18 protein-coding genes are annotated in these 15,866 nt (G+C 30.9%); 12 read left to right on the top strand and 6 right to left on the bottom strand.

Going from position 1 to position 15,866, the window contains the following annotated elements; translation table 11 throughout:
• Positions 1–1,221, top strand: a complete 1,221-nt coding sequence (locus ACXKY9_RS27745; protein WP_000005319.1) for a replication initiation and membrane attachment family protein — start codon at positions 1–3, stop codon at positions 1,219–1,221.
• Positions 1,222–1,949: 728 nt separating this feature from the next.
• Here ACXKY9_RS27745 and ACXKY9_RS27750 read toward each other — a convergent pair.
• Positions 1,950–2,252, bottom strand: coding sequence for a hypothetical protein (locus ACXKY9_RS27750; protein WP_000334981.1), 303 nt, complete (start codon positions 2,250–2,252; stop codon positions 1,950–1,952).
• Positions 2,253–2,286: 34 nt separating this feature from the next.
• Positions 2,287–2,556, bottom strand: a complete 270-nt coding sequence (locus tag ACXKY9_RS27755) for a hypothetical protein (protein ID WP_000809080.1) — start codon at positions 2,554–2,556, stop codon at positions 2,287–2,289.
• A gap of 356 nt (positions 2,557–2,912) precedes the next feature.
• Between ACXKY9_RS27755 and ACXKY9_RS27760 the strand changes: the two genes are divergently transcribed.
• A complete protein-coding gene (locus tag ACXKY9_RS27760; RefSeq protein WP_001236345.1) occupies positions 2,913–4,142 on the top strand; it encodes an IS110-like element ISBth166 family transposase in 1,230 nt (409 codons plus the stop codon).
• A gap of 179 nt (positions 4,143–4,321) precedes the next feature.
• Here the strand turns inward: ACXKY9_RS27760 and ACXKY9_RS27765 are convergent, their stop codons facing one another.
• Together ACXKY9_RS27765 and ACXKY9_RS27770 are read right to left on the bottom strand one after the other, a co-directional pair.
• Complete coding sequence (locus ACXKY9_RS27765) at positions 4,322–4,492, bottom strand: hypothetical protein (RefSeq protein WP_000273458.1); 171 nt, start codon at positions 4,490–4,492, stop codon at positions 4,322–4,324.
• 65 nt (positions 4,493–4,557) lie between these two features.
• On the bottom strand, positions 4,558–5,028 hold the full coding sequence (locus tag ACXKY9_RS27770) for a hypothetical protein (protein ID WP_000480048.1): 471 nt from the start codon (positions 5,026–5,028) through the stop codon (positions 4,558–4,560).
• 504 nt (positions 5,029–5,532) lie between these two features.
• On the opposite strand from ACXKY9_RS27770, the gene ACXKY9_RS27775 reads away from it, so the two are divergent.
• From ACXKY9_RS27775 to ACXKY9_RS27820, 10 genes are read left to right on the top strand one after another with little or no spacing between them, the layout of a single operon-like run.
• Positions 5,533–5,757: a hypothetical protein gene (locus ACXKY9_RS27775; protein ID WP_000495110.1), complete on the top strand. Its 225-nt coding sequence runs from the start codon at positions 5,533–5,535 to the stop codon at positions 5,755–5,757.
• A 16-nt stretch (positions 5,758–5,773) separates the two neighbouring features.
• On the top strand, positions 5,774–6,811 hold the full coding sequence (locus tag ACXKY9_RS27780) for a TraC-like domain-containing protein (protein WP_000572916.1): 1,038 nt from the start codon (positions 5,774–5,776) through the stop codon (positions 6,809–6,811).
• Between the two features lie 15 nt (positions 6,812–6,826).
• The gene (locus tag ACXKY9_RS27785) at positions 6,827–8,701 is read left to right on the top strand and encodes a VirB4 family type IV secretion system protein (protein WP_000877615.1); all 1,875 of its coding nucleotides are present in this window, start codon (positions 6,827–6,829) and stop codon (positions 8,699–8,701) included.
• Between the two features lie 15 nt (positions 8,702–8,716).
• Positions 8,717–9,754, top strand: a complete 1,038-nt coding sequence (locus ACXKY9_RS27790; RefSeq protein WP_001088572.1) for a C40 family peptidase — start codon at positions 8,717–8,719, stop codon at positions 9,752–9,754.
• A gap of 25 nt (positions 9,755–9,779) precedes the next feature.
• The gene (locus tag ACXKY9_RS27795; protein ID WP_001043540.1) at positions 9,780–10,340 is read left to right on the top strand and encodes a hypothetical protein; all 561 of its coding nucleotides are present in this window, start codon (positions 9,780–9,782) and stop codon (positions 10,338–10,340) included.
• 12 nt (positions 10,341–10,352) lie between these two features.
• The gene (locus ACXKY9_RS27800; RefSeq protein WP_002083864.1) at positions 10,353–10,610 is read left to right on the top strand and encodes a hypothetical protein; all 258 of its coding nucleotides are present in this window, start codon (positions 10,353–10,355) and stop codon (positions 10,608–10,610) included.
• Between the two features lie 13 nt (positions 10,611–10,623).
• The gene (locus tag ACXKY9_RS27805) at positions 10,624–11,640 is read left to right on the top strand and encodes a conjugal transfer protein TrbL family protein (RefSeq protein ID WP_000768556.1); all 1,017 of its coding nucleotides are present in this window, start codon (positions 10,624–10,626) and stop codon (positions 11,638–11,640) included.
• 14 nt (positions 11,641–11,654) lie between these two features.
• Entirely contained in the window at positions 11,655–12,341 is a 687-nt protein-coding gene (locus tag ACXKY9_RS27810) for a hypothetical protein (protein ID WP_000694786.1), read from the top strand.
• Positions 12,342–12,362: 21 nt separating this feature from the next.
• On the top strand, positions 12,363–13,766 hold the full coding sequence (locus ACXKY9_RS27815; RefSeq protein WP_001265610.1) for a hypothetical protein: 1,404 nt from the start codon (positions 12,363–12,365) through the stop codon (positions 13,764–13,766).
• Between the two features lie 12 nt (positions 13,767–13,778).
• Entirely contained in the window at positions 13,779–14,051 is a 273-nt protein-coding gene (locus tag ACXKY9_RS27820) for an AbrB/MazE/SpoVT family DNA-binding domain-containing protein (RefSeq protein ID WP_000173533.1), read from the top strand.
• A gap of 45 nt (positions 14,052–14,096) precedes the next feature.
• Here the strand turns inward: ACXKY9_RS27820 and ACXKY9_RS27825 are convergent, their stop codons facing one another.
• The gene (locus ACXKY9_RS27825; RefSeq protein WP_001031864.1) at positions 14,097–14,282 is read right to left on the bottom strand and encodes a hypothetical protein; all 186 of its coding nucleotides are present in this window, start codon (positions 14,280–14,282) and stop codon (positions 14,097–14,099) included.
• A 408-nt stretch (positions 14,283–14,690) separates the two neighbouring features.
• Positions 14,691–15,179 (bottom strand): hypothetical protein, encoded by a 489-nt coding sequence (locus ACXKY9_RS27830; protein ID WP_000749015.1) that lies wholly within the window; start codon positions 15,177–15,179, stop codon positions 14,691–14,693.
• Positions 15,180–15,866: the final 687 nt, after the last annotated feature.

A 15,866-nucleotide genomic window follows, 5' to 3' on the forward strand; every position in this document is an offset into this window, starting at 1 on the left:
ATGTCTGAAACACAACTAGTAGGCCAAACGCCTACCTTTATTACTCAGGGACATGTCCCAAAAGAAGAATTAAGACTACCAAACCAACATTTTATAACCGCAATGGATTGGATAGATAAATTAGGAGAATCCGCTTACTGTGATTATTTAAAAATGTATACAATGGCTGATCGTAGAGATAAAGATAGAGAATATGATAGAGTTCCAAGAGCGCTTTCTAGTTTATGGGAAGCTTTAGACCGTAAAGAAAAGTATTTTCGTCAAAAGATACTTATTCCATTATGGGAATATGGCTTAGTTGATTTAGTAGAATATCAAGGAGAACATGCAAGAGCTGGACATAAGCCTATGAATATAGTTATTTATCGTTACCCTTGTAATGACATTACTCTTTTAACAAAGCCTTTAGAAAAAGTACGTGACTGGAAAAAAGACTATAAATCATCAGGAAAGTTCTATGCTATAAAGGGTGGAAGACCTAAAAACGAACTAAAGGATTCTCCACAGAATCCTTTAGTAAAGGATTCTCTACAGAAACCTTTAAAGGATTCTCCACAGAATCCTATTAATAATACTAAAGAACTTAATAATTTATTAAATTATTTTAGTAAGTATGTAAGTATAGATCTATCTCCTATCGACTTTTTTAAATTTGCTATTGTAAGTTCACCATCAAAATATGTAGAGATTGAATTAAATAATTTAACTACTACATATGGAAAAGATATAGTGAATGAAGCAATTAAAAGAATCAGTGACATGAAGACTGATAAATACATAGCTACTATAAAAGGTATTATCAAGAAATGGGTATCGCAAGGAATGAAATCTTTTTCTGATATTGAAAATGTTGAGCAAGCGTATCTTGAAGAAAGAAAACAATTACAGAAACCAAAGTCTCAACAAAAACCAAACTCTCTTAAACCATCATACGGAAAGAAAGATATTGTTCCTGAGTGGCTTAAAGAACAAAAACTTAAAGATGAAGAAGTACAAACTAATAAAGAGTTGCATCAAAACAGTGAGAGCATACAAGTGACTACTGAAACTATTAAAGAAAAGATTCGTTTTTATGAAAAAAAGCTAAATAAATATATTACAGAAGACATTACAGAAGACAATTGGAAAGTAGCTAAGATCTACTTAGATGCAAAATGGGATTGGACAGAAATAGGCATATTATTTAAAGAAATTGATGAAATGAAGAATGCGATTCAATAAAATAAAGTGTTAAATTCAAAATGAATTCCTTTGGATTGTTAATTTAAATTCAGTTAGAATTCATTTTGGATTTCTTTTAAACCTCTTGTCATTTTAAATAGAAATATAGTGTATAGAAAAATGCTTTTCCCTTACTATTTTGTGGAAGCATTGGGTGGGGGTTCGGTGGGCTAAGCCCCCGAGAACTTCCGTATTTTATTATCGAATAAAATATTATTTATGAACGTTAAACTAGCGATTCGACAGGGTATACTAGTTAATCCAAGCTGTGATGATCATCACCCCCTATTTTGTTATCAGCTTGGTGATAGCTGATAACCCAGTCGAAAAAAATTTGTAAAGAGTAAGGTGTGGAGATTTTTTGAATGGTTTCTCAAAAAATACTACCCGTTCTTTACAAGATTTTTAGCTTTATATGTTAAGAGGGATTTTTTGAGTAGGATCTACATAAAAGGATTTCTCCAGTGGCGTGTCAAGGGAATAGCACAAATGTTTTTAGAGTTGATGTTGAGTTGGGATTTTACAAGTTCCACAATTTGCTATAATGCTAATGCGAATTGTGGAACGCCATAAAAGCATAAACGAAACACAGCGATTAAAAATATTTTGCCCCTTTACACGCCACTTCTTCGGGGGTATATAGCCCTTCTTTGGAATAAGAAAGGTATACAACAGGCATAGAAGATTTTGAACTCAATCTATGCCTTGTGTATATTAAATATAGGTAGTTAGTTTATTAGTTTCGTTGTTTTATCTTTAAATTCTTGTTCATAGACAACAATATTGTATTTATCACAATTTTTATCATTCCATGAATTGAAATAATAACTATCATTTGTTTCCATAATGTCTAGAGTATCATGTTGCCCTTTAAAGTCTTCTAGAGTAAGGCTATTATCTTCTAGATATGTTTTTGCTTCTCTTTTAGCAAATATTATCGCATTATTGATATCTTTGAATAAATAGACTTTGCTTCCTGTTCCGTCATTATAAAAATCATATTCTACTAGAACTACTATTGGGATACACATATAAAATTCCTCCATGATAATAATTTTTTATAAATTATCTATTGTGGGTCATAAGGTTTGAGAATTTTGTTTTTAGATATATTAATAATTTATTAATTAATGAGTTACTGTAAGTTTGGTTATTAATCTTTTTAGCTATTGTTCTATCTATTGAAATATCTGATGCTATTTCATCAATACATCTACTAAAAGCATTTAGATTAATAATTGTATTATGAAAAGTATCATCTACCTCACATTCATAACTAAGTTCCAGTAAAATTGTTTGAAATTTATGCAATAATTCTTCTTGTCCTTGTTTCATGTTAACTACTCCCTCGTATAGTATGTTTAAACTTAATTTTTTTACTTTCATGAGAGACCTGTAAAATAACTCTTGGACGTCTCAAGATATTTCTAGATAATGGTCTTAGGATCATTTGGGACAATTCTTACCGCTCCTGTGGACTTACCACATAATTAAGAGTGTTTCTCAGTGAACGTGCGGGACTCCCTACTCGCAGGCTGAGCAGCCTGACCCTCGAACCTAGATGTTAGTAGCTCTAGGGCGGCTTTCGATTCAGGACTAGCTCTCATACACGAGGTTGTTGGTCGGCGTGCACACTAGAGATATCTCGAGACGTCCGAGGAATGATTCTAAATAGAAGGGAGGTCTCTTACATGAGATTATTTGTTGGTTTAGATGTAAGTTCGTTTGATATAAAAGCTTGTATTTTAAATGGTGAAGGGAAAAAGCTAGATTCCTTTTCGGTCAACAACGACTTGCCAGGTGCCACAGCGCTCAAAGAGCGAGTGTTACAGTGTATAGCCAACCAAGAAATTGAAACTTTTAAAATCGGTCTAGAATCCACATCTGTTTATAGTTTTCATCCATCTATGTTTCTTCATTATGATGAAGACTTACAACGGTTTGGGGCAAAGGTATTTCTGATGAATCCAAAACAAATTGCAAATTTCAAGAAAAGCTATTCTGACATGGATAAAACAGATGAGATTGATGCCTTTGTCATCGCTGATTACTTACGATTTGGACGGAATCAAATGTCCATCGTAAAAGAAAGTCAGTATGTGGCACTCCAGCAATTAACAAGATCTCGTTATCAGCTCGTTAGAATGTTGACAAAGGAAAAACAACATTTTCTCCAACACCTAAGTTATAAATGTAATACGTTCTCACAAGAAGTGGATTCTTCTATCTTTGGCAACGCCATGATGGAACTGTTTCTTGAAAAATTCAGTCTAGAAGAATTAGCTGACATGCCTTTAGAGGAACTCGCTGAGTTCCTACAAAAGAAAGGGAAAAACCGATTCGGTGACCCAAAATGTATCGCATCGACCATTCAAAAGGCTGTTCGCTCTTCCTATCGTTTGGATAAGGTCGTAGAAGACTCAATCGATGTTCTTCTAGGAACATCAATTGCGGTGATTCGTACCTATCAACAGCAAATCAAAGAACTAGAAAAATCCATTAAGCGAATCATGGCTGGATTAACGCAAACACTTGAGTCCATTCCTGGAATTGGTCCTGTATTCGCCGCCGGTATTATCGCTGAGATTGGTCAAATCGAAAGATTTGATGATGAAACCAAGGTAGCAAAATATGCCGGATTATATTGGCGTACGCACCAGTCTGGTCGATTCACCGCAGAAAACACTTCGTTATCCCGTAATGGAAATCATTACTTGCGGTATTACTTAGTTGAAGCCGCCAACTCAGTAAGAAGGCACGTATCTGATTATCAAGAATATTACGTAAAAAAATATAATGAAGTACCAAAACATCAACACAAACGTGCACTCGTTCTAACCGCAAGAAAACTTGTGCGATTGGTGGATGCGCTACTACGTAGTCACCAACTCTTTACGCCAGAAAGGTGCGTGAAAGTGTGACATAAAACTTGTCATCGCTACCTTTCAATTAATTTCCAGTAAATTACATACGTTACTGGTTTAGTTTCGTGATGTCTTTTTTTAGTAAATAGGCCTTTGATAACTAAAAATTCTTTTGTTTTTCAGTTGACATACTACCGCAGGTCTTATGTTAAATGTTTTGTTAGATTTTTGACGCTTTACTTACTATTTGTTAGTAATTTGTTTTCTATTAAACTTAATGACAAAAGAGTTAAGTTGGTGACTCTTTTACCTTCCGAATTTTGTGAAATACCCTTTTCTTTTAAAAGTTTAATAATTCGTTGTCTTTCCCTTTCAACTTTCAATCGTATTTCATAGTCAAAATACATTTTATTTCCTCCTTTACATTTTGGGTCTGAATTTTATTAACCTATAATTCAACGGAATTAATTGTTTATTCAAGCCATACTGTCCAGTAAGCATAATCATCTTCATGCATTTCCTCATATTCATCAGGCGTGTATTGTGTATGTAAGCATTTATCAGAACAAAAATATTCTAGTCCCTCGTGTATACAATATCCTTCAAACATAACTTTATTACAGCATGTACACTCTCTGTAAAAGTCCTCTGTATCAGCGAATTGAGTATAAATAATAGTAATTTCAAGTTTTTTGAAACTAGACTTGTGAATTCCTGACCAAGTATAACGATAAACTTCATTCTTTGGGTCTTCATTGAATACAATATTTAAATCATCTTTTTTATAATTGTTTTGTTGTAAAAAATTGCTAATAGTATTACAGGCTTTTAACCATGCACTTCCATAAGCATAAAATGATTCAGTTGTAGAGCTTGTAATAGCTTCTTTCGGGGATGTGTTTTTAATCTCTAATTGATAAAAAGATAATTGTGATAAGAACATAAAATTTCCTCTTTTCGTAGTAGTGTTGATAGGTTTTTCTCTGTTACCTGTTGCCTTATACGTAATGAGAAGTGATCGGAATGCAAGGGAATAGTATTAAATTTTTTAGAATTGATGTTGAGTTGGGCTTTTACAAGTGTAGAAATTTGCTAAACTTACAATGCAAATTGCGGAGCGACGTGAAAGCATAAACGAAACACAATGATTCAAAAATTTAATGCCCCTTGCATGAAGGGAAGGACGAATTACTATACGGCAACAGGTTTCGGTACGAAACTGATATAGAACCTTATTAATGAGAAAATAATGGTTTTATTTTTAATAGAAATAAAAATTATAAAAATTTTTATACCCTTATTGCCTATTTGGGGTAATAAGGGTATAATTTAGCCTGAAGATCGCAATTGGGTTTGTAAATCAATCCTTTATACCCTTTTTGGTTATTTTATTTAAAAATAGGTATTATCTGATCTTACTAACTTATTCTAAGGAGGGAGTGAAATTATGTTTACTCGAATTCAACATTTATTACAAACGCTATTTACTGACATGCAAAGTACATTTATTTGGGCATTCATTATTGGTGGTTTAGTTTGTGGTCTAATGATTTGGCAAGGTGACGAGCAAAATGCACCTAAATTTAAAAAAGGTCTTTTATTCTGTGGTGCTGGCGTAGTAGTCTTCTTACTTGCTAAACCATTCGTTGATTACATCAAAGCTGGTCTATAAAAGTAGGTGAAAAAAAGTGATAGAGAGCTTTAGAGAAAGAAAGGATCGATTAAAAGGGGAAGGTAAAATTGAACTTCCCCTTAATATCGATTCAAAAAAATATTTAGTAGGTAAAATTTCATTTTGGGATTTAGTCATAGTATCACCAGCTTTACTAATATCAATTGTGGGCATGGTGATTTTTTATAATCAGGGAAGTCTTACAAGAGACACAGCTTTAATTTGTCTTACACCAACGATTACGTTAACAGCATTTCAGTTAATTAAACACCCGATTAGATCAAATATATCTTTCTTACAATATCGGCTGATATGGAAATTTAAATATCAAAGAAGACATAAAGAATTTTTCTATAAAAAGGGTGACATTAATATGCAACAAAATGATCAAGACATAAGAAAAGAGTTAGGTATTCGTGATATTTTTTCGAGTTGCTATGAAACAAATGATAATCGTTTTGTCAAAGTAATAGATGTATCCGCTGTTAATTTATCATTAATGAGTAGTAACGAGAGACAAAAAATATTTACTTCCTATAAAACATTTATTAATGAATTGCAATTCGTTAATGAGATTCAAATATCACAGGTGGCTCAGCCTGTTAATTTATCTAAACATTTGATTCATGTGGATAATATTACGCATGGCGAAAAGAATCCAGCAAAACGAATGCTTACAAAAAGCTATAAAGAATACGTTGAGGGGATTCAAAAAACAAGAGATATGGTTGCTAGAAAACGATATGTAATTATTGATCAGCCAATTGGAAACAATCGTGAAAAATCATTAAATGATATTGAAAGAAAAGCGTCTCTTGTAACCGCTAACCTTGAAAATATGTTAACTGGACATGCAAGGTTGATAGCAAAACCACTAAATAATGAGGAATTACTACAATTAATTTATACATGTCTTGATTATGATAATGCACAGTCTGTTGGTGAATTTATTATCGGACGTGCCCATAATTCTTTAGATATATCATTAGGAAGTGAATCGGCTCAGAAGTTAATTAATCAGCTTCAAAAACAAGTGGACGAAAATATTAATTAATGAGGAAGATGGTACATGAAATATAGTTTTAAAATCCCTAAATTATTTGGTTCGAAAAAAGAAAAAAACAATTTCGCTCATACAGTAGGAGATCCAAACGAACAATTACTAACAGCGATTGCTCCTTCACATATTGTGGAGATGGAAAACGGGGTGAAATTAGGGTCTAACCATACAAGAACGTTGCTAGTGTTAGACTATGAAACTATTATCCATCAACAAAGAATTCAAGAATTGAATGAGTTATCTGAAAACGTTAGCTTTACTTATTATATTAAGGAGTTTAATTCGGCTGAAGTTAAAGAACAACTTTCAAAATCAGTTAAACAAAATAAAATCAAAATGAAATCTCAACATGCCGATGCTTACACTGTAGCGGATGCTGAAGCACAGGTTGATTCAGCCATTCAAATGTTAAGAGATATAGCAACAGCTAATGATAAGATTTATCTATTTCACACGTACATTCATTTATCTTGCACGTCCTTAGAAGAGTTGAATAATTTAACAACATTAATAAAAAGTAGAATGGGTGCAATTGGTACAGCACATTCCCCTTCTATACGTGCTTTAGATGCATTTCGTGCTTTTTTACCTCTCGCAAATAATACCATTCCGGAAATGACGTACAGAATGATGAACTCTGAAGCTGTATCGTATTTCTTTCCGTTTCATGAAAATGAAATGTTTTCAGAAACTGGGATTGTAAATGGGAAAAATATGACAACAGGTAATGTTGTAATTGTTGATGATGAAAATTTATTAAATAAACATGAATTCGTAATCGGTATTTCAGGTTCAGGTAAGTCTACGTATTTGTTTGCTGATATGATGCGTAAATGGCAATTTGGAAGAAGGGTTATTGCAATTGATCCAAAAGGTGAGTTTGGAAGCAAATTTAAAAATCTTGGCGGAGAATGGGTAAAGTTCAAATTACGTGGAGGTAATAGAATTAATCCCTTTGATCTTCCAAAGATTACTTCATCTACAGAGGAACTTGATGCTGGAAGTGTTTTGTTAGTTAAAATCACACAATTATTAACTATGTTTAGGCTTATGTATCCGTCAATGACAGATTTAGAAGAAGATATAATTTCTAAAATTGTTATTGAAGTATATAAGGACAAAGGCATTGATTATGATACGGATACTACCAAAATTGGTGTAAAAGATGTCCCGATTATGGAAGATTTGTACAATAAGTTGGATGAATATAAGGAAAAGGATAAAGAATTGTATGCTGAAATTAGAAATTTCCATACAACATTAGAAACATACACATATGGTTTGTATAGTAATTTATTTAATGGCTATACAAACGTAAATATTTCGAATGATTTAATTGCTTACGATATTTTTGATTTAAATAATAACGAAAAAGTCCAACGTATTATTTATTATAATTTACTGTCTCATACCACATATGAGCTTCTTAAAGGAGATAAAAGGTCAACCCAAGTTTATATAGATGAAGCCCATGTAATTGCTGATCCTAAAGTACCACTAGCTATGCAATATGTATACTTTATGATGAAAGTCTTACGTTCCTTCAATGTTGGAATTACACCAGCAACACAGTCCATTAAAGATTTTATGAGTGCAAAAGATGAAAAGCGAAACTACGGTGAGGCTGTTATTAGTCAATCTGTACAAAGGTTATATCTTCCTATGACACAAGAAGAGGTAACTTATCTAGAAAAAGAATTATCTCATGAGTTTTCAGAACAGGAGAAGACGACCTTAGTTGTACGAGAAGGAGATAAGGATAAACAGGCTGGTAAAGGCATTCTATTCTCAGGGTCTAAGAAAATCAAAGTAGAAGTACAACTAACGCCTTTAGAAAAACAATTATGGTTTGAAAATAAAAAAATAGAAGATATAGCAATATAGATTGGTGAGATTTAGATGAATAGTAGAAACGGAAGTTACATTACTTATCTATTGTTTAAAAACCCGTATATTTTAGCGTTTTTTCTATTGCTTGTTTTTACGTTCGGATTAATGTCCATCTTTTTCTTTGCCGATGCTGGAAGTAAAGATAATTCCCAAGATAATAATATGGGCAATGGAAGTTATATGTGCACAGAGGGACAAGTAAATGAAGGTGTATATATGAAGGCCTTTGAAAAGGCTGGTGTGTTTACTGGAAAGGGGAAAGATTTTATTCAAATTGCTAGGAAAAATAATATTGATCCAGTTCTTCTTACAGCAATTGCTTTCCATGAAACAGGAAGAGGTACATCTAACGCTGTGAAAAATAAAAATAACCCCGGGGGAATCATGGGGAAAGGCGGTTTACGTACATTTTCAACACTAGATGAAGGACTAGATTATATGGCTGGAAACTTATTCAGATTATATATATCGCAAGGACTTGTTACGATACCACAAATCGGAAATAAATATGCGCCTGTTGGAGCTTCTAATGATCCTACAAATTTAAACATTCATTGGGTTCCTATAGTTACAAATATGACTAATGAATTAGGTGGTTTATCAATGAATTGTCAAGCGGTGGGTCAAGGATCTGGCGGTGTAGTTATAGATGGAAGTGGAAATCAAATTTTTGATCCTAACGTTGTGTATAACAGTATGGCAAAATTCTTAGGGCAAGCATATGTGTGGGGTGGAGCATCCCCAACAGGATTTGACTGTTCCGGTCTAATGCAATGGAACTTTAGACAGACTGTTGGCATTAATCTACCAAGAACAGCCGAAGAACAGTATCATGCAACAGCAAGGGTCAGCAAAGAGCAACTTAAAGCTGGTGATTTAATATTCTTCACCGGAACTTATGTCGGGAAAACTGTTACACATGTGGGAATGTACATTGGAAACGGAAAAATGATTAATTCGAATAATTCAGGTGTAAAGATAGATGATGTCTTTTCGCCTTATTGGGGAAAGTATTATTATGGTGCTGGAAGAATAACTCATAAATAAAATATGAGGTTATAAGGTGAAAAAAATGAATAAAAGCCAAAAGAAAATACCGATTATAAATTTCCTTTTAATTCTATTTCTGGTTATTTCATCTCTTTATTCTTTCTCAGTTTATAAAAAGAATAAAGAGATAAATAATGATATTCATTTATTAGAAGAAAAATTAAAAAAGGAAAAAGAAATTAGTGTTATTTACGATAGATCAAAAGAGTTTATTGAAAAGTCTAGTATTGCTGATCATGGGGATATGTTAACTGGACAAGCAAAGGAAATGTTTGAAGATGCAATTAAGCAAAAAGAGCGTGAGGGTGCTGAAGACAGTCGCTCTCACTCTATTTTAGAAAGAACAGATATAGATCATATTTTTGCTGTGAAAACAGGAGATAATACAGCGAAATCATATGCAATCTATAAATCTATCTATAATTCGAATCCATACGCAACAGATTCAATGCCCCAGCAAGTAATGACTTTAACAATGATTGTTGATTGGGAAAAAGTTAATGGAGAATATAAAGTTTCTGATTATAGAATTAATGTCTTAAAAAATAGTTTGGATGATTATCTAAAAAGTTTAGAAAAATAATCTTAAAAGCTGGTGATTATTGTGAATGACCTATCAGACAAAATTTCTACTTTTTACTTTTCAGTAAATAAAAAGGTAAACAATTTAATTGAAAAAACTATAGATCAAAATCTTGATAAAGAAAAAAAGGGCTTTTATAGATTGTATCAAAGAGATCCTAATGATTCTGAAATTCTCGAAATTAAAAAAACTATCATAATGAGAAAAGGAATTTCATTATTTGCTGTAATCTTTTTAATCATGATGGGTCTTATAAGTATTGCAAGTTAAAGGAGAAACCGCTATGAAACTAAAAAAGATGTATCAGATCTTATCTATAGTTCTTTTAATATTTGTCACAATGAATATTAATCTTACTACAGCGTATGCAAAAAAAGGTGAATTTTACGATCAAAATAAAAAGGCTATTGAAAAAGAAATTAAAAATAAAGACAAACAAGAGTTTATAAAAAACTATGATTACAAAGATAATTACTTTGATTGTGGGACATTTGATGTTTCTTGCAAAGTTTCGGGATTGGCTTATGAATCAATTATTGGGACAATAAAAGTAACATATGATAGTTTGAAATCAACTGTAATTAAACCAAGCGATATAACAGGAAATAAAGAATTTAAAAAATACAAAAATGCATTTAATAGCCTATCTTCAACTATGTTAGCTATATTCTTGATGTGGCAAATATTAAAAATCTATTCCATGCGGTATGTAGAACCCGATGGGGATGGTTTTTTGGTAATCAACGAAAAAATGATTATGACTCTTACAGCTGGGGTGCTATTAGGTATATATGATCCATTTATAAATTGGGTATTGGGATTTCAAGAAGTAATTGTAAAATCCGTTTTGTATGAACCAATCAAAATGGAAGAAGTCGTTTTAATGATATTTATAAAAGGTTCATTATATGGTTTCTTCATTGCATTGATAGTAATGTTTGTTTTGTTTGTATTCGCATTGGCGTTTATGTATAGATTTGTTTTGTTTGGACTATTATATGTCATTGGAGTTGTAGCGATCCCTACAGCACTAAATGATGAATACAATTACTTCTCTTTATGGATTAGATTATTTGTAAATAATAGTGTTACGTTGTGTTTACAAGCATTAACGTTTTCATTAGGTTTTATGGCGCTAGTAAAGAATAATGCTTTTGGTCATGGTGTTTCATTTACAGTAGCGTTTGCATTCTTTATTTTGGCCTTAGCAATTCCTCATTTACTTGGACAATTGGGAGCAAGTACAGGTTCTAGTAGAGCAATTGGACAATCCTTACGTTACCTTTCAAGGAGAAGATAAAAGGAGAGGACTTTATGAAGATAAAAAACATAATACTTGTTGGTGCATTAGCATTTACCACTTTAGTTGGTTGTGAGGATGCAAATAAAAAAACAGAAACAAATGAAAAAGTATTTTTTAGCGAAAATGATATGAAACAAGCAAAAAACATCATAGAAAAGGTATTTTACACATATGAAAATCATCAAAAACAATTAACAATGGACGAGTTTGAAGAAGCAAATAAGTCTATTGCTCATGATATATCCGAACAATTAAAAGATGCGTACTTTGATGATGTAGAAGTCAATATAGTAAATAATCATCATGAACGTTCAGGAAAAGATGATTTTTTAGAAGATCCTAATAATTGTTATAAGAAAGAAGAAGGAGCAATGCTAGGTACGTATGATCCAGAATGCTTTTTAACTTATAAATTTGAAGGGAATAAGGTGAAATTACAATCTCCTAAAATTGTATATTATAAAAATATTAATGTGCATGAGTTAATTATTCCAATGACTTATGAGGGGAAAGATTTAATATTACCCTCATTCCATTTTGTAAAAACCAAAGAAGGAATGAAATTAATTCAAGGATTAGGGATTAGTTCAACGATCTTGAATGATTTTAAAACTTTAGAAGATAAAACAGAAGAGGAACTTAAGATTGAAAAACAATCTAAAACGCTAAAAGAAATAAAGATGTATAACATTTTTTAAGAAATATGGTGGTGATAGAACGTGCGAGTTAATATTAATAAATTAGCAAACATAGAAATTGAAGATAATACACTCAAATATCGGATTCCAATAACAGAATTAAATCAAGATGATCTTAATATTATTGAAAAAAATCTTAAAAGAAAAATACAGAGTATAGATAATGATCCACATTATTTAGTTCCATTTGAGATGCAAATATTAAATGCATCTTTAATACTTTATTATGACATGGAGAAATATAAAAGTTTTGAATACCTTAGATCGTTAGAATTTAGTGAGCAATTAAAATATTTTTCATCCATGATTCAAATAGCTAAAAATAGTGTGCATACAAAAACTTTATGGAATAAATATAATTTTGTTTTAGACGAATATGAAGACAAGATGAAAGTAGTTATTTATGAAACAACTGATTTGAAAATTTATGACATAAAAGACTCACTAATTGGCGTTAAGGAGTTAATTTTGTTAAGTCTAACAAAATTAACTCAAATTTATGGAAAACCACGCCGTACGGACTTTATAGATCCTAGTGATGAAATAATTCAATTTGCGGAAACCTTGTTACAAATTGATGATCTTGAAGATCTAGATCATTTTGTTAATACAAAAATGATCCAATCAGAACACTTTGAACCTGAAGAAACGGAAGTAGAAGAAGAAAAGGTTACTAAGGATAAAAAATGGAGTTTAAAGTTAAAAAGTAATAAAAATGATATAAAAAAAAGAGAAAAGAAACAGCAACAGCAAAAGAAAAAGAAAAAAAATAATAGCAAAAAAACCTATATCATATTAGGTAGTGTTATAATATTAGCCATAGGTTTAAATTTTGCCCTTACTTCTTTAAATGATAGTAAGAGTGCGGAAAAGAATAAGCAAAATGCAAAGAAACAGTATCATGCTGAAGTCTTAAAGAAGAATAAGCTTGATAATAAACCATTGAGCCAAGACGAAAAGGATAAACTGTTTGATGCATATCAAACAGCTTTAATAGGCGAAAATCAGAAGGCAATTGAATCATTAGAAAACATTGGATATGAAAACCTTCGAAGCGTAGACCAACAAGTATTAGATAATTTATACAAGAAAACGGATCAGGTATATAAATTATTTGATAAGAAGCCTTCTCTTGTAAAAGGTATTGTAAATGAAATGCTGGCAAATAATAAAGGTGACGAATTATTAAAGATTCAAGAGAAAATGGAATCTAAAAGTCCATATGTAGATTTTGAAGTTGCATATATTAATAAGGACTGGAAAAAGGTTGTTGAATTAAAAGATGAAGTAGATTTAAATGGAAGAAGAGAAAAACAGATTGTAGAAGCGTTTACGTCTCTGAAGAAATACAAAGAAGCTAAAGATTTTGCTCAAAAGGTCGGAAATCCTGTATTGTTAGAAGAGATAAAAGCTTTCTCTGAATAGAGGTGTGAAAAGGTGACATTATTAAAAAAAATTGATCATACAGGTAGAATTACTTTGCCAAAAGACTTATGTGGCAAATTTGGTTTAAAGAAGGATGATCAAGTAGAAATAACGCATGATGAACAGTTTATTAAAATTAGAAAGCATCAACCTGAGTTTGTTTGTGCGGTGACTGGTAAAATAACAGATCAAGGACAAACAATCGGGAACGCTTTTATTTCCTACGAAGGCATAGAACAAATCCTACAAGAGCAAGAGCATTTAAAAGAAAAAGAAAAAAAGTAAAAAGCAATCCCTACTTATAGATAGGGTTGCTTTTTACTTTTTTATTTAATTAGTTTTAGATTCGTTTACCGCAATAATATTACATTTTTTCTTAAACCTTCTTTTAACTTCTTCTTCTAATGGTAGTGTTATATTTTTCTCTGAGAAAGCTTTAACTGTGTGTTCTTGCACTTCAGTATGGTCTTCAATCTGATATGTAATAATATAAGTTTTGGCTTTAAATTTATTCATGTGTCCCCAATCCTTGTCTTCTATTTAGTATTAAATTTGATTTTACGTATGTAAGTCGGTAGAATTTGGTTTATATTACCACTTGAATTAATGCAATTAGTAGTTTATTCTATAACTTATCAAAGTTCAAAACTATTATTCTGATTATAATGATATATGTATTTCGGAAATTATCACTCTCCTATTATTACTCAAACAATTAAATTGTAGATTTCTTCTCCTGTATACTAAAATAGTACATTTACCAACATCTTATTAAATTTTATAAATTCTAGTATAACTTGATTATAAACTACATATAGTTTATAATCAAATACGAATGTAAAATAAATATGGTTTAAATTATAAATAATGAAATATATAGATATTTTGTTATTAGAGAATTGTTAAATTGGAGTCGAACCCTGTTTACTTTTTTTTAGTTGCTTTATTTAGTTCTTTTTTTGTAAATTTAATAACTGAAGACTCAAACCAATATGGAGTTTCAGCAATAATAATATCCGCATCAATTATCTTTCCACGTTTATAATAAGTATGGAATTTCCCCTGTGAATATGGAACTCCGCTCTGAGTTAAATATTCTGAGAACATTTTTTGATTATATATTTTTTCTTTATGAAGATCTTCCTCAGAAATTTTTAATATGTCTTTTTCTGATATTAAATTTGTATCTTGTTGAAAGAATTTAATAATAGTTTGTAGTGCAAATAAGAGATCATTATCTTTTAAATGTGTATACAATGTATTCATATTAAATGAATATAAACAAGGATCGTTAATAAAAAGTGACAGTTGATAAAATGTATCTTCAACATTGGTCAATGGACATAGAGCACCGTTCATTCTTTCTTTAACCTTTGGGTATTTTTTATAAATTTCTTCAAGAGATTTTTTCAACAGAGTTCCCCCCTTTCGACACATCCTCATAAGAGTAATGTTCAAATAAATGTGTATGACTTAACTTTTGAAATACCAATTTAATTTTTCCCCAATCGCTTTTTTTCACTCAATATTGTTAAACAAATTTTGTTTAATTTTTTTACAGTTTTATTTCCTACAAAAAAATATTTTCCATTATTTTTATATAATTAGATATATATGTAAGTTTTAAGTGTGTTTTATAAGAAAAAATACGCTTTTTTGTGTACTATTTCAGAGTATCAATTGATGTTTATAAATTCAACAATATATGTATAAAAAATAAACAAAATATGATATAATTTTAAAAAAGGAGGAATCTACAATTGAGAACATTTTTTGTTAAAAGATTGTTTGGTTATCCCTTATTATACGCTTTCATTTGGTATTACCTATATCAAAATTTTACAGATTTGTATTTCGTTAATATTGCTGTAAGGCAAATTAACAGTATCGTAAGAGAATTCCCTTTTATTTATAGTAACATGAGCACATATTTTATATTATTTGGTTTTATATTTGGATATATTTACTCCACTATCTCAACGCTTGTAAAAGCAAGAGAATTTAGAGGAATATTGTTTGTATGTGTATTATCTACTAAGACATTGTTTGCCATTATAACAATTCCCTTTGGAATTATTATGTTTTTTGTAGAGTGTATGT

This window comes from Bacillus sp. 2175, assembly GCF_057812155.1.

Coding starts and splice junctions, on each gene's coding strand:
- ACXKY9_RS27825 (WP_001031864.1), bottom strand. CDS start 14,282: ATGAATAAATTTAAAGCCAAAACTTATATTATTACATATCAGATTGAA.
- ACXKY9_RS27755 (WP_000809080.1), bottom strand. CDS start 2,556: ATGAAACAAGGACAAGAAGAATTATTGCATAAATTTCAAACAATTTTA.
- ACXKY9_RS27760 (WP_001236345.1), top strand. CDS start 2,913: ATGAGATTATTTGTTGGTTTAGATGTAAGTTCGTTTGATATAAAAGCT.
- ACXKY9_RS27750 (WP_000334981.1), bottom strand. CDS start 2,252: ATGTGTATCCCAATAGTAGTTCTAGTAGAATATGATTTTTATAATGAC.
- ACXKY9_RS27775 (WP_000495110.1), top strand. CDS start 5,533: ATGTTTACTCGAATTCAACATTTATTACAAACGCTATTTACTGACATG.
- ACXKY9_RS27795 (WP_001043540.1), top strand. CDS start 9,780: ATGAATAAAAGCCAAAAGAAAATACCGATTATAAATTTCCTTTTAATT.
- ACXKY9_RS27805 (WP_000768556.1), top strand. CDS start 10,624: ATGAAACTAAAAAAGATGTATCAGATCTTATCTATAGTTCTTTTAATA.
- ACXKY9_RS27765 (WP_000273458.1), bottom strand. CDS start 4,492: ATGTATTTTGACTATGAAATACGATTGAAAGTTGAAAGGGAAAGACAA.
- ACXKY9_RS27790 (WP_001088572.1), top strand. CDS start 8,717: ATGAATAGTAGAAACGGAAGTTACATTACTTATCTATTGTTTAAAAAC.
- ACXKY9_RS27770 (WP_000480048.1), bottom strand. CDS start 5,028: ATGTTCTTATCACAATTATCTTTTTATCAATTAGAGATTAAAAACACA.
- ACXKY9_RS27785 (WP_000877615.1), top strand. CDS start 6,827: ATGAAATATAGTTTTAAAATCCCTAAATTATTTGGTTCGAAAAAAGAA.
- ACXKY9_RS27745 (WP_000005319.1), top strand. CDS start 1: ATGTCTGAAACACAACTAGTAGGCCAAACGCCTACCTTTATTACTCAG.
- ACXKY9_RS27810 (WP_000694786.1), top strand. CDS start 11,655: ATGAAGATAAAAAACATAATACTTGTTGGTGCATTAGCATTTACCACT.